Origin of the sequence: Flavobacterium coralii (assembly GCF_019891545.1) — a bacterium.
GTDB lineage: Bacteria > Bacteroidota > Bacteroidia > Flavobacteriales > Flavobacteriaceae > Flavobacterium > Flavobacterium coralii.
In genome coordinates this window covers 136,704-149,364 of sequence record NZ_JAHDIU010000008.1, presented here as the reverse complement: position 1 = coordinate 149,364, position 12,661 = coordinate 136,704, and the positions used below count along the sequence as shown (strand labels likewise).

Annotated in this window: 11 protein-coding genes and 1 tRNA gene; 8 read left to right on the top strand and 4 right to left on the bottom strand. The window is 41.3% G+C overall.

Features of this window, described 5'->3' with window-relative positions:
- Nucleotides 1–501, top strand: a 501-nt coding sequence (locus KJK34_RS12305) for an OmpA family protein (RefSeq protein ID WP_223054059.1), incomplete at its 5' end; no start/stop codon positions are given.
- Nucleotides 502–752: 251 nt separating this feature from the next.
- Nucleotides 753–1,640 (top strand): manganese catalase family protein, encoded by an 888-nt coding sequence (locus tag KJK34_RS12300; protein ID WP_223054185.1) that lies wholly within the window; start codon nt 753–755, stop codon nt 1,638–1,640.
- Between the two features lie 145 nt (nt 1,641–1,785).
- Here the strand turns inward: KJK34_RS12300 and KJK34_RS12295 are convergent, their stop codons facing one another.
- Nucleotides 1,786–2,238: a 6-pyruvoyl trahydropterin synthase family protein gene (locus KJK34_RS12295; protein ID WP_223054184.1), complete on the bottom strand. Its 453-nt coding sequence runs from the start codon at nt 2,236–2,238 to the stop codon at nt 1,786–1,788.
- Nucleotides 2,239–2,346: 108 nt separating this feature from the next.
- Here KJK34_RS12295 and KJK34_RS12290 point away from each other — a divergent pair, with 108 nt between their 5' ends.
- Both KJK34_RS12290 and KJK34_RS12285 read left to right on the top strand, forming a co-directional pair.
- Nucleotides 2,347–2,985 carry a 2OG-Fe(II) oxygenase gene (locus KJK34_RS12290; protein WP_223054183.1) on the top strand — a complete coding sequence of 213 codons (639 nt, stop codon included), beginning with the start codon at nt 2,347–2,349 and terminating at the stop codon, nt 2,983–2,985.
- A gap of 174 nt (nt 2,986–3,159) precedes the next feature.
- Nucleotides 3,160–5,991 carry a T9SS type A sorting domain-containing protein gene (locus KJK34_RS12285; protein WP_223054182.1) on the top strand — a complete coding sequence of 944 codons (2,832 nt, stop codon included), beginning with the start codon at nt 3,160–3,162 and terminating at the stop codon, nt 5,989–5,991.
- A gap of 53 nt (nt 5,992–6,044) precedes the next feature.
- On the opposite strand, the gene KJK34_RS12280 is transcribed toward KJK34_RS12285, so the two are convergent.
- Nucleotides 6,045–6,815 carry an enoyl-CoA hydratase/isomerase family protein gene (locus tag KJK34_RS12280; RefSeq protein WP_223054181.1) on the bottom strand — a complete coding sequence of 257 codons (771 nt, stop codon included), beginning with the start codon at nt 6,813–6,815 and terminating at the stop codon, nt 6,045–6,047.
- A gap of 121 nt (nt 6,816–6,936) precedes the next feature.
- Between KJK34_RS12280 and KJK34_RS12275 the strand changes: the two genes are divergently transcribed.
- Nucleotides 6,937–7,010: transfer RNA gene (locus KJK34_RS12275), tRNA-Ala, on the top strand.
- Between the two features lie 152 nt (nt 7,011–7,162).
- Here the strand turns inward: KJK34_RS12275 and KJK34_RS12270 are convergent.
- On the bottom strand, nt 7,163–7,471 hold the full coding sequence (locus KJK34_RS12270; RefSeq protein ID WP_223054180.1) for a hypothetical protein: 309 nt from the start codon (nt 7,469–7,471) through the stop codon (nt 7,163–7,165).
- 440 nt (nt 7,472–7,911) lie between these two features.
- On the opposite strand from KJK34_RS12270, the gene KJK34_RS12265 reads away from it, so the two are divergent.
- Entirely contained in the window at nt 7,912–9,600 is a 1,689-nt protein-coding gene (locus tag KJK34_RS12265; RefSeq protein ID WP_223054179.1) for a T9SS-dependent choice-of-anchor J family protein, read from the top strand.
- A gap of 78 nt (nt 9,601–9,678) precedes the next feature.
- On the opposite strand, the gene fbp is transcribed toward KJK34_RS12265, so the two are convergent.
- Entirely contained in the window at nt 9,679–10,689 is a 1,011-nt protein-coding gene (fbp, locus tag KJK34_RS12260; protein WP_223054178.1) for a class 1 fructose-bisphosphatase, read from the bottom strand.
- Nucleotides 10,690–10,800: 111 nt separating this feature from the next.
- On the opposite strand from fbp, the gene KJK34_RS12255 reads away from it, so the two are divergent.
- A complete protein-coding gene (locus KJK34_RS12255; RefSeq protein WP_223054177.1) occupies nt 10,801–11,274 on the top strand; it encodes a GNAT family N-acetyltransferase in 474 nt (157 codons plus the stop codon).
- Nucleotides 11,275–11,287: 13 nt separating this feature from the next.
- Entirely contained in the window at nt 11,288–12,556 is a 1,269-nt protein-coding gene (locus tag KJK34_RS12250; RefSeq protein ID WP_223054176.1) for an aspartate kinase, read from the top strand.
- Nucleotides 12,557–12,661 lie beyond the last annotated feature (105 nt).

The following is a 12,661-nucleotide window of genomic DNA, read 5'->3' as shown; positions in this document are numbered from 1 at the left end:
GTAACCTACAACATTGACTGTGACAGGGCCTATACCATACAGGCAGCGGCTGACGGCTATGAGAACAACAGCTTCCCGATTGCCAAGACCAAAGGCGGCCAGGTAAATGTATCGGCTGACCTGAACCCTGTGGAGGTGAGGATAAAGTACCCTGTGTTTGAGGCGAAGGACATCTACTTTGAGTTCGATAAGAGCAACATCACCAAAGAGGCGGCTTTTGAGCTGGATAACCTTGTGGAGGCGATGAAGAAGAACCCTGAGCTGACCATCATGGTGAAGGCCCATACCGATAACCGCGGCAGCGACCGTTACAACCAGGCGCTTTCCAGCAGGAGGGCGAAGGCAACGGTGCAGTATGTGATCTCGAAAGGGATTGACAAGGCCAGGATATCGGGTGAAGGCTTCGGAGAGAGCCAGCCGAAGGTGGAATGTGCCCCGAACTGTACTGAAGAGCAGCATGCGCAGAACAGAAGGAGTGAGTTCATGATCGTAAAACAATAAACAAACCTACCCAATCTTTTATATAACAATTCAAGCCCGCCTGTTTCTACAGGCGGGCTTTTTGCATCTTATTCCTATTAAAATTGAAAAGGATATTAGCTTTTATTTTAGTATAAGTTTAGGCTGTGCTTAACGCAATTTACCCTCTACACACGCTAATTTTATCAAAACAAAAGAACCATAATAACAAGATTTTCAAATTCCGGATTCAGCTAACTGAAATCTATTTATAACTATAAAATCTGATTATTATGTTTTACCACGATTCAAAACTTCAGTATGAAGTAAAAGTAGAAAAGCCCGACCCGATGTTTGCCAAACTGCTGCAACAGGCTATCGGCGGCATAGAGGGAGAAATCAGGGTATGCCTGCAATATCTTTTTCAGGCATGGGGCGCAAGGGGTCCACAAAAGTACAGGGACATGCTTATGGAAACCGGTACTGAAGAAATAGCCCACATAGAGATGCTGGCTACCGCAGTTGCTTTAAACCTTGAAGGCGCGCCTAATGAAACTAAAGATGAAATGGCTGCCGACAGCCCTATTATAGAAGCTATAATGGGAGGTGCTAACCCAAGGCATTATCTTTCGGCGGGAATGGCAGCACTTGCTGTTGACAGCAATGGCGTGCCTTTTAACGGCTCGTGGGTGGTGGGCAGTGGCAATCTGGCTGCCGATATGTATGCTAATGTAATGGCAGAATCTACAGGAAGGGTACTGGCAACGCGTTTATGGAAAGCTACCAACGACAAGGGTATGAAAGATATGCTTGCTTTTTTAATAGCACGCGATACCATGCACCAGAACCAATGGCTGGCTGTACTGGAAGAACTGGGCGGGCTTAAAGGGGTGCACCCTATACCGAACAGCTTTCCGCAGGAGCAGGAAAACCACGAGTTTAATTACAAGTTTGTTTCTACTAAAATTTCGCCTGACAAAGATGGCAATGCTCCTTCGGCGGAAGGCAGATGGAGCAGCGGTGAATCTATAGACGGCAAGGGTGAATTTACTACAGAAAAGGCAACACCAAGAGGGGGTATGCCGGATCTTGCGCCGCCACGCCCTGAAGGGTTTGCACAGCAGGAGCAAATGAAAGGAGATGATGATAACTTTATAAAATCTGTTTTCAGGAATCTTTAAAATAAAAAAGGGGCTGTCTCAAAAGTGCTTTTACCAGCATTTTTTCATTCCGACGATAGAAGGAAGCTTAATTGAAATCAATCATTTAAGATTCTTCACTTCGCTATCGCTTCGTTCTGAATGACACTTTTGAAACAGCTCCTTTTTATTTGTTATCGCTTTGGTACCACTCGGCAAAAGATGTTTCTGTTTCCTGTAGTTTTAATGAATGCAGTTGTATAGTTTCAGGCAGCCTTTTCTTTATTTTTTCAGCAAAATCAATAACCATATTTTCACTGGTGGGCTGATAATCTACCAATAGTACATGATGCCCGCGTGTACTAAGCTCTTTAGCTAATTCTACATGAGGGGTATTTTGATTAAACACAGTTGCGTGGTCAAAAACATCAACAATTTCTTCTTTTACAATTTTTTTAAGGTCGCCAAAATCGATTACCATCCCATACTTAACATTAGTGCTGTCGGTTATGGGTGTCCCGATAACAGTAACAAATAGTTTATAGCTGTGCCCGTGTACATTCTTGCATTTTCCGTCATAGCCGTATAATGCATGCCCGGTTTCAAAAGTAAATGATTTTGTAATCCTTATCCTGCTCATTTCTTGATGTATTGAGAGGGCAAATTTACTAAATAAAAACCATCAAAATAATTTATTACAAGTTATTGGTTTTCAGATTATATTTGCGCACTTTTTTAACTATACCTTATGGAGGCTTTAGCACTTAACCCACTGTATGAAAAGGTTATTACTGACCTTATGGAACAACAATACAGTATTATTGAAAATTTTTTTACACGTGATGAAGTGCTTGCCCTAAGGGAGAGCCTGCTCGCTAAATATGACGAAGACTGTTTTAAGAAATCGGCAATTGGCAATATGGCCAATGAGATTATTATTGAAGCCATAAGGGGCGATTTTATTTACTGGCTTGATGAACAGGACTGCAATGCTGCAGAGCAGGCTTTTTTTACTAAAATTACCGATTTTAAAGACTATCTTAACCGTACCTGCTTTATGGGTATAGCCGACGAGGAATTTCACTATGCGGTTTACCCACCGGGAACATTTTATAAACGCCACCTTGACAGTTTCCAGAATGATAACCGCAGAAAGATATCAGTAGTCTGTTATCTTAACCATGAAGACTGGCAGCCTGAGTTTGGCGGTGAGCTTACAATTTACAAAACTGTTGACGGCAGGGAAGAAGAACTTAATATTTATCCTGTACAGGGCAGGATGGTGGTTTTTGAAAGCCAGTTGCTGGAACATGAGGTTAAACCTGTTAAACAGGAGCGCCTGAGTATTACCGGTTGGTTAAAATCGAGGCCGGAAGTACTATTCTGAATTTAATATTTTTGATATGTAACTTTTTAAAAAGAGTTTGTTATAAATATATATTCATTAGTTTATAGCGGGTTATGCTGATTAAAACTTAGTACATTTGTTAATGTGTCTTAAAAAATGCACATAAAAAACAAAAATAGCTAACTAAAATTCTAATCGAAATTTCCCACGCTTATGAAATTAAAACTACTCTTCTCGGGGCTGTTATTAACTGCCTCAGCTTTCACAACATTATCAGCGCAGGAATGGGAGCACCTTACTGTTGCCTCAGGCTACAATCATGATGTAATAGCAAACGGCCTCGGAGCTGCAAATGCTTCTACCACAATTGGTGTAGATAACGCCAATTTTGCCTTTATGAGCAACGATTTCCAGGCTACGGCATCTAACACGCCGCCCGCCTATGCGCTGCCGGCTACGGGCCTGATATCTTCCGTACCAACACCCGGGCTTACGTATCAGCTTGGCAGCTATTCAGCAAATAACAGTTTGCGGATTGGCGGGTCAGAGTCAGGTTCTCCCATAACGGGAACACTTACCTTTACAAATCAGGTATCAGCTAAAAAGCTGTATCTTTTAACAACTTCAGGCAGCGGTACGGCAACCATAAGCGTTGTTGTACACTTTACAGATGCTACATCGCAAACCATAACCGGCTCTACTGTGCCGGATTGGTATAACAGTACCGCGCTGCCTGTGGCCGCATCAGGTTTTGGGCGGGTAAACAGGGCTAACAGTGTTTTAGAGAACCCATCGGGCAACCCGAGGATGTATCAGTTAATGCTGAATATAGATGCCGCTAACCAACCTAAACTTATATCAAGCATCGATATTAATAAAACTTCTGTAACAGAGGGTGCGGTTAATGTTTTTGCCATTACGGCAGAATTGCTGGGAATATGCCCGGCTCCGGAAGGGCTTACGGCTGTATCTGATGTTGCAGGTGCAACAGTTAGCTGGAATCCGGCCATTATTACCCCCGGAGTAGGTTATGACTATTTCTATGCAACTACATCGGCTGCGCCAACAACTTCTACTGAGCCAACCGGCAGTGTTGCACCCGGCGAAACAACAGTTGATTTAGATGGCCTGCTAACAGGGCAAACATATTATTTTTGGGTAAGGAGTAACTGCTCGGAATCAGATCAGGGGCCATGGGTTATGGTAAGCTTTACTACCGGGCAGGTGAGTGCAACTTATACTGATGGTGACATACAAACACTTTATATTGCATCACCTAATGCTAACTCTGCCACAAGCTGCCCCGGTGTGCTAACCGTTACTGTTCCTGACGGATATCAGGCTACATCTGTGGCAACATCTTATAATATGACATCTGCCACTAATGGTTATATGAGTGAGCAACGTTCTAAATTACACTGTATAAATACGAACATTGGTGAAACTACACTTGCACAGGGTTCGGGTAACGTAGGTACTTTTAGCTATAATCGTAGCGGCCTGAACATTGCCGATGGTGCAACGGGCGAGGTAAATTTCGAAATGCGTGCGTGGAGAACATGGCAGGGTGCAGGTACATGTAACACTACATATAACAAAGTAGATAACAATACATGGGTAGTAACCGTAACTTATGAATGTGTTACACCGCTTACGCCACAGGCAGCCGATCAGGCACATTGCCCCGGCAGCACTGTTGCCGACCTTGTTGCGGAAACAGATTATGATAATGCTGTTTTAAGATGGTATGACAGCGAATTGGCAACGGAACCTCTTGATGAGTCGGCAGCAATAGCGTCAGGCACTTATTATGTATCACAATACAGGTACACATGCGAAAGCGAAAGGCAGGCTGTGGTTGTAACTGTTGGTACTCCGGAAGCTCCCGCTGCAGAACCGCAAAGCCTATGCTCAGGCGCGGTAGTGGCAGACATAACTGCTGAAACCACTACAGGCGGAACCCTTGTTTGGTATTCGTCTGCGGAAGCTACAGAGCCTCTTGAAGAGAATACAGTGGCTGTTACAGGCTCTTATTATGCAGCCCAGTCTATAAACGGTTGCGAGAGCGCCAGGACAGAAGTTGTCGTAACAGTAAATACTGTATCGGCTCCTGTTGCAGAGGGCCAGATTACATGCGCCGGGACAACTCTTTCCGAGCTTAGTGTTGAAGCAGAAGAAAATGCCGTGGTTACATGGTATGCCGGAGCTGATACTTCGGACCCGTTAAGCGGTGAGGCAGAGGTAGAGACAGGGAGTTACTATGTGTCGCAAACCGTAAACGGATGTGAAAGCGTAAGGACAGAAGTGTCTTTAGTGGTTCTTAATCTGCCTGAGCCTGTTGTGGTGGCTGAACAAACAGTTTGTGAGGGTACAGAGTTATCTGATTTAATGGTTACACCTATTGAGGGTGCTGATTTATACTGGTATGCAACTGCTGATTCGACTGAAGCGCTTGACGATGATGATGAAGTGCAGGGCGGAAGCTATTTTGTATCGCAGGCTTCTGAAGGCTGTGAAAGTACAAGGCAGGAAATTGTAGTAACTGTTACTCCTTCTCCTGAAGCTCCTGAGGGTGAAGCTACACAGGAGTTTAACGAAGGTGAAACTATCGAATCACTTGAAGTAACATTAGATGATGGCGCAGTAGCTAATTGGTATATGATGAATGATGAGTCGGAACTTGTTGCTGTTGACCCTACTGAAGCGCTAGTTGACGGAGGTGTTTATTATGTGAGCCAGACAGTAGGAGGCTGCGAGAGCGATTATCTTGCTGTATCTGCAAGCGCAGCTATGGGGCTTGCTAATAATAGTGCTAATATCTTTAAGCTATATCCTAACCCTGCTGCTGATATCGTTACGATATCCGGTAATGCGGTTATAGCTAAAGCAGAGATAATTAACCTTCTTGGACAGACAATTAAAACTGTTAATGGAGGTACTGAAGAATTATTGCTTGATGTTGCCGATTTACAGGCGGGCACCTACATTGTGAATGTATATTCAGAAGGGGGTAGCCTTACATCTGTTAAGCTGCTTAAGCAATAGGTTTAATTACAGGTTATTCAAAAATAAGGGGTTGATTTTCAACCCCTTATTCTTTATTTTCGATAAGGTTCAAGCGCCTTTTTCGTGGCATCGGATAATACCAGCTTTCCTGATATCTGTGCTCTTTCAGCTAAAAGTGTATCCCAGTTCTCAGTACCTTCCCATAATACTCTCTTCATTGCGGAAAGCGCTTCGGGGTTATAACCGGCAAGCTTATTAGTAATTATATCTATTTCTGTATCTAAATCTTTTACAGATTCAAACACCTTAGCATACAGCCCTTTTTCTTTCGCCCAGTAAGCATTCTTCCACTCATCTGCTGCTATGGTCATTTCGGCAAGTGCACCCACACCTATTTTTCGTTCTACTGCAGGGGCTATAACAAAGGGCCCGATACCTATAGTAAACTCAGATAATTTTATGGCACTCTCTTCTGTTGCAAGCGCATAGTCACATGCAGCGGCAAGCCCAACACCGCCGCCCACAGCTTTACCGTGAATTCGGCCCACAATTAGTTTAGAACAGCTGCGCATAGCATTAATAACTTTGGCAAAACCGGAAAAAAACAAGGCTCCTTCTTCGTAGTTTGAAACCTCGAGCAACTCTGTAAATGAAGCCCCGGCACAAAAAGCCTTTTCGCCTTCGCCCTTTAATACTATTACATGCACATCTGTGTTATGGCTTAATTTTTCAAGTTCATCTGTAAGCCTTTGCAGTAATACAGACGGAAAAGAATTACTCGCAGGATGCCCAAATTCAACGGTTGCAATATGATTTTCTATTTTTGTATAAAGAGAGCCTTCAGGCCTTGCTGTGGTTGTCATTATATTTGTTTTTTCAGGTAAAAATATAGCAATTATAGTGTTGAAAAAAGAAATTTTAAAAACTTTAGTCTGCTATTTGTAAATTGGATAGTAAATACATTATATTTGCCATCACATTTTTGGGGATGTAGCTCAGCTGGCTAGAGCGCTTGCATGGCATGCAAGAGGTCGTGGGTTCGACTCCCATCTTCTCCACATATATCTATTTAAAACCCTTGTAATTCAAAAGATTACAAGGGTTTTTCATTTCTGTATTTGTACGACTGGTCAATTATTACTTCAAAGTTCATCAAAAACTAACTCTTCAGAAATCAAAAGATAAAATACTTTATCATTTTTAATCAATTTTAAAGTATCGTTATTCTTATCCTTCTTAATATAAAAGGCGTAGAGATATCATCAAAGGAAAAAATTGTATCTCTAAAATGAAACTTAGAATAAGAACTAATGCCTCCTGAATTATAACGAGTATCATTAAGATATAGACCATTTCTTTCAAACGATATTTTTTTTACGTGAATATCTTCAAGTCTAAATTTCTTCCTGATTATAGGCGCAGTAATCAATTCTTCTCTAGAATTTCTATTCATTATTAAAACAAAAATAACACCAGTAAGGAAAACTACTCCAAAATATAAAAATTGATTTCTCTTCATTTTATTCTCTAATTATCGTCACACCCACTTAATATTAATATCTAACAATGTTGCAAAAGTACCTACCCAAAACGCTCCTCCAACTCCATATACTGCAAATTTTCCTGCATGGATATATAACAGAAACGCCAGCATTTAAAAAAAGTTTTCAAAAGATGCTCATAGTTGTTTTGTTATCTGTAAAGGTACCAACTTTCATATCATTAATAGGTTCACTAAAATACAAGCCTTCTATTGCCTAGCCTGCCGACACATACATTGTAGTTGCTCAACCTCCATCTATATTTATCAGTAATTACTATTAACTACTTGAATGATAATTTAAAAATAACATACGTCTCATATTTTTAATTTGTATGTTTGCCAGCAAAAAATTCAGCTTCATGCACTTGTAAATCAGGTAAGTGTTGCCGTAAAGTATTCAACTTAAACATCATTAAATGCCAAAAATTACCAGATTTTTCATTGGGCTTATGTTCATGTGTCTCCAGTTCTCTTTTGTACAGGCACAAACTACCATTCTCGACCAGACAATGCTAACACAGTCAAGTTTTAACACTTTCACGGTGGTAAATGTAACCGGCCCGCAGCAATGGGGCTTCAATTCATTATATGGTGCTGTATGCAGCGGTTATGCAAACGGGCAAAGTTACCAGAACGAAGACTGGCTTATAAGCCCTGTTATGAACCTTTCCCAAATGAATAATGTGCAGCTTAACTTTAGCCATACACGGGGTAATGCAGAAGTAATGAATGTAGGGGTAAACCAGGGGTGGTACAAGGCTTATGCTACATCACAATATAGCGGAGATCCTGCAACAACAAACTGGATTGAGCTGGAGGGGCTTAACCAATATATACCGGAAGCCTGGCAATTCGTTTCTTCAGGTTCACTAACAATTCCGGAAGCTGCACAATCATCTAATTCCCGAATCGCATTTCGCTATATAAGCAGTTCATCTGCAAGCGCAATGTGGGAAATTAAGAATATAAAAGTAACGGGTTTCCCGGAGGGTACAAATCCGGGAACTAATGTTGTTTTTAAAATAACGAACTGGAATACAGAGTGGCTGGGCTGCGAAACCTTTGGCCCTGAAAATGAAAATCTGCAGATAAACAATGTGGCGGATGCAATGCTCGCAATGAATTCTGATATTTACTGCCTTCAGGAAGTTTCGAATACTTCATCAAACCCGTCTGTAGAAACTTTGGTCTCGCTTATGGGCAGCGCGCAATGGGGTGGGGCTATTGCACCCGCTAATACGGGCGATTGCAACCAGAGGCAGGCCATTATCTATAAAAAATCGAAAGTGCAGCTTGTAAGTGCGTCAGAAATGCTTAACGGAAATGCTGCACAGGGTAACTCTTACTATTATAATTGGTCGAGCGGCCGCTACCCGGCACTTTATAACGTAAACCTGGTAGCAGGAAGCACACTTATACCTGTTTCACTTGTAAATATACATGCCAAGGCAGAAGACGGAAATCCGACGAGCTATACACGCAGGAAAGGAGGCTCAGAAGGCCTGAAAGCATTACTTGACGGCAGTAATTATAACACAAAGAACGTAATAGTTATCGGGGATTTTAATGACTATCTTATAGGCACTACAAGCGAAGCCTGTAATTGTACCGACTCGCCTTTTAAGAATTTTATGAACGACCAGGCCAACTATACCGGCATTACAAGTGACATTACAGATGCTGACACAAGCTGGGGTTTACATCCGATCATTGAAAATATTATCATTTCAAATGAACTGGATGATAACTATATCGCAAATAGTGCTTTACAGGAAGAAGCCATAGCAGAAACAATAAGCGGTTTTTATTATAATACATCTAATCACCTTCCGGTAACTGCATTATTTCAGTTTTCTGCACTCAGTAATCCTGAGTTTACCAAGCCGGAAGCATCATTTACGCTGTATCCAAACCCGGTTAAAGATGAACTTACTGTTACTTTATCAGGATTGGCAGATGATACTGACGCCGCAATTTATGACCTTACAGGCAGGCAGGTGCTTGTTCAAAAACTGAATGGCACTACAATTAACGTTGGTGCATTACCCTCAGGAATTTACATCGTAAGGATTAATAATAGTGTAGCTAAGTTTGTTAAAGAGTAAACATGCTTAACATATTAGCATAAAAAAGACGGCATCAGTTATGATTGCCGTCTTTCTTTTTCATAGCAATATCAAATTTTATCTTCCGTATTTTGCCATAAATTCCTCTGCTTTTGCTACCATATTGTAGCTTCCGCAGAAAAAAGGAACACGCTGGTGCAGCTCTGTCGGCTGTATTTCCATTATACGGGTAAAACCGTCAGAGGCTTTACCTCCTGCCTGTTCGGCAATAAAAGCCATAGGGTTACATTCATATAAAAGCCTTAGCTTACCCGAAGGGGCTTTACTGCTCGTCGGGTAAATGTATATCCCGCCTTTAATCATGTTACGATGTATGTCAGACACAAGGCTGCCTATATAGCGTGAGGTATAAGGCCTGTCGTCTTCTTCAAGCTGGCAATATTTAATGTAATCTTTAACCCCCTGCGGGAAATGCACATAGTTACCTTCGTTTATAGAATATATGTTGCCATCTTTAGGGAATGTAAGGTTAGGGTGCGACAGGTAGAACGTACCAATAGCAGGGTTAAGCGTAAAGCCGTTAACACCGTTACCTGTAGTATATACAATCATGGTGCTGGTGCCATAAATTACATAACCTGCGGCTACCTGGTTAACGCCCGGCTGTAAAAAATCTTCCAGCGTTACAGGTGTGCCTACTGGTGTTACCCTTCGGTACACCGAGAATATTGTTCCTACAGAAACATTTACATCTATGTTAGATGAACCATCAAGAGGGTCTATCAGCACCACATATTTGTTGTTGTGGCAACCATCTATACCCTTAACGGTTATAAAGTCATCATTTTCCTCGCTGGCAATACCACACACAATTTCGCGGTTAACCAGTGTCTGCATAAAAATTTCATTGGCATAAACATCAAGTTTCTGCTGGTCTTCGCCCTGAACATTTTGTTCACCAAAGGCGCCCACAATATCCACAAGGCCCGCCTTGTTCACTTTATAGTTTACCACTTTTGCCGCAAGGCGTATAGAGTTGATGAGCCTTGACAGCTCGCCCGACGAGTATTTGAAATCTTCCTGCTTTTCAATTATAAATTCGCCAAGGGTTTTGTTGCGTTCTTCCATTACTAAAACGTTGTAGTTGAGTTGTGGCACAAATATCTAAATTTTTGTGATAAGAAAATAATTAATTATCTGTTAAGGCAAATCAGCTTATTTTTGTGCTAAATTTCAGCAATGGTTATCCGTAAAGGAACAAAAGAAGATATGCCTGCCGTACTGGAGCTTATTAAAGAGCTGGCAGCATTTGAAAAAGAGCCCGATGCAGTAGTAGTAACAGCCGAAGAACTTATAAAAGACGGCTTTGGCAGCGATCCGCTGTTTTACACATTTGTGGCGGAAGAGGGTAACGAAATAATAGGTATGGCTCTTTTTTACTACCGTTATTCTACCTGGAAAGGAAAAACAATTCACCTTGAAGACCTTATTGTAAAAGAAAACCATCGCGGTACAGGTGCGGGCAGCGCATTGTATAAAGAAGTAATTACCTTTGCAAAGCAGCAGGGCGTACGCCGCATAGAGTGGGTAGTACTTAACTGGAACGAGCATGCCATTAAATTTTATGAACGTTCCGGAGCCAAAATTTTACAGGACTGGCTAACTGTGCAAATGGATGAAGAAGGTATTACTAAATTTACGCTTAGCTTATAAGTAGTGTTTACAAATGAAAGTATTTAAATTTGGAGGCGCATCGGTAAAAGATGCCCAGGGTATAGAAAATGTATTCAACGTGCTGCAAAAAGTTGGGCACGAAAATGTTTTGCTGGTAATCTCGGCTATGGGCAAAACCACCAATGCCTTAGAGGTTGTGGTAAAAAACTATATGGATAAGTCGGCAGAGCTGCAATCATCCATCCAGGAAGTAAAAAAATACCACAACCAGATATTGCTCGATTTGTTTGAAGAAGAAACACACGAAGTATTTTTTGCCGTAAACAAGCTGTTTACAGATTTAGAAAGCTTCCTTAAAAACAATAAATCTCCCAATTACAGTTTTGTTTATGACCAAGTAGTAAGCATGGGCGAAATACTTTCTACAACTATTGTCAGCCATTACTTTAATTACAGGGGGCTGCACAATGAGTGGACAGACGTTCGGGAGTTTATAAAGACCGATACTACCTACAGGGATGCTGTTGTAGACTGGGAGCAGACGCAGCAAAATATTGCCAAAAACATAAAGAAGAAAACGCTTATAATTACGCAGGGCTTTTTAGGTTCTGACGAAAATAATTTTACCACAACTTTAGGCAGGGAAGGATCTGACTATACTGCTGCCATTTTTGCTTATTGCCTTAATGCTGAAAGTGTAACCATCTGGAAAGATGTACCGGGTGTACTTAATGCTGACCCACGTTATTTTGATAATGCCATACTGCTTAACCAGATTTCATATCGTGAGGCCATTGAGCTTGCTTTTTATGGTGCTACGGTTATACACCCTAAAACATTACAGCCGCTGCAGCGCAAAGAAATTCCGCTTTATGTTAAGTCTTTCCTTAATCCGCTGTTGCCGGGCACAAGCGTTAGCAAAGGCGCCGACCTTGAGCCGCACACGAGCTGCTATATCGTAAAGAAAAACCAGTTGCTGATATCGCTGTCATCACTTGATTTTTCTTTTATAATGGAAGAAAATATAAGTGAGATATTCAGCCTGCTGCACAAGTATAAAATGAAGGTACACCTTATACAAAATTCAGCCATCAGTTTTTCTGTGTGTGCCGATGATAAGTTTGGCAACTTTACAGAGCTTAAAAGCATACTCGACAGGAAGTTTAAGGTCACCTATAACGAAAATGTTTCCCTTTATACCATCAGGCATTTTACCGATAAATCGGCAAAAGCAATAGCACAGGATAAAGATATTTTGGTAAGGCAGGTAAGCCGTGAAACCATGCAGATTGTGGCAAAAGACAAACTTGTAAGCGAATAATATTTTTTTTTGTGCTTTTTTATTGTTTTTTATTGATGTTTGTTTTTACAAAGACTATTTATAACTAAATATTAGAATTCTACTACTTAAGGGAGTATCTGTTAA

Bases quoted from the DNA above. Each gene is read 5' to 3' on its own strand.
- KJK34_RS12300 (WP_223054185.1), top strand. From the start codon at position 753: ATGTTTTACCACGATTCAAAACTTCAGTATGAAGTAAAAGTAGAAAAG.
- KJK34_RS12290 (WP_223054183.1), top strand. From the start codon at position 2,347: ATGGAGGCTTTAGCACTTAACCCACTGTATGAAAAGGTTATTACTGAC.
- KJK34_RS12255 (WP_223054177.1), top strand. From the start codon at position 10,801: ATGGTTATCCGTAAAGGAACAAAAGAAGATATGCCTGCCGTACTGGAG.
- fbp (WP_223054178.1), bottom strand. From the start codon at position 10,689: ATGGAAGAACGCAACAAAACCCTTGGCGAATTTATAATTGAAAAGCAG.
- KJK34_RS12265 (WP_223054179.1), top strand. From the start codon at position 7,912: ATGCCAAAAATTACCAGATTTTTCATTGGGCTTATGTTCATGTGTCTC.
- KJK34_RS12295 (WP_223054184.1), bottom strand. From the start codon at position 2,238: ATGAGCAGGATAAGGATTACAAAATCATTTACTTTTGAAACCGGGCAT.
- KJK34_RS12250 (WP_223054176.1), top strand. From the start codon at position 11,288: ATGAAAGTATTTAAATTTGGAGGCGCATCGGTAAAAGATGCCCAGGGT.
- KJK34_RS12285 (WP_223054182.1), top strand. From the start codon at position 3,160: ATGAAATTAAAACTACTCTTCTCGGGGCTGTTATTAACTGCCTCAGCT.
- KJK34_RS12270 (WP_223054180.1), bottom strand. From the start codon at position 7,471: ATGAAGAGAAATCAATTTTTATATTTTGGAGTAGTTTTCCTTACTGGT.
- KJK34_RS12280 (WP_223054181.1), bottom strand. From the start codon at position 6,815: ATGACAACCACAGCAAGGCCTGAAGGCTCTCTTTATACAAAAATAGAA.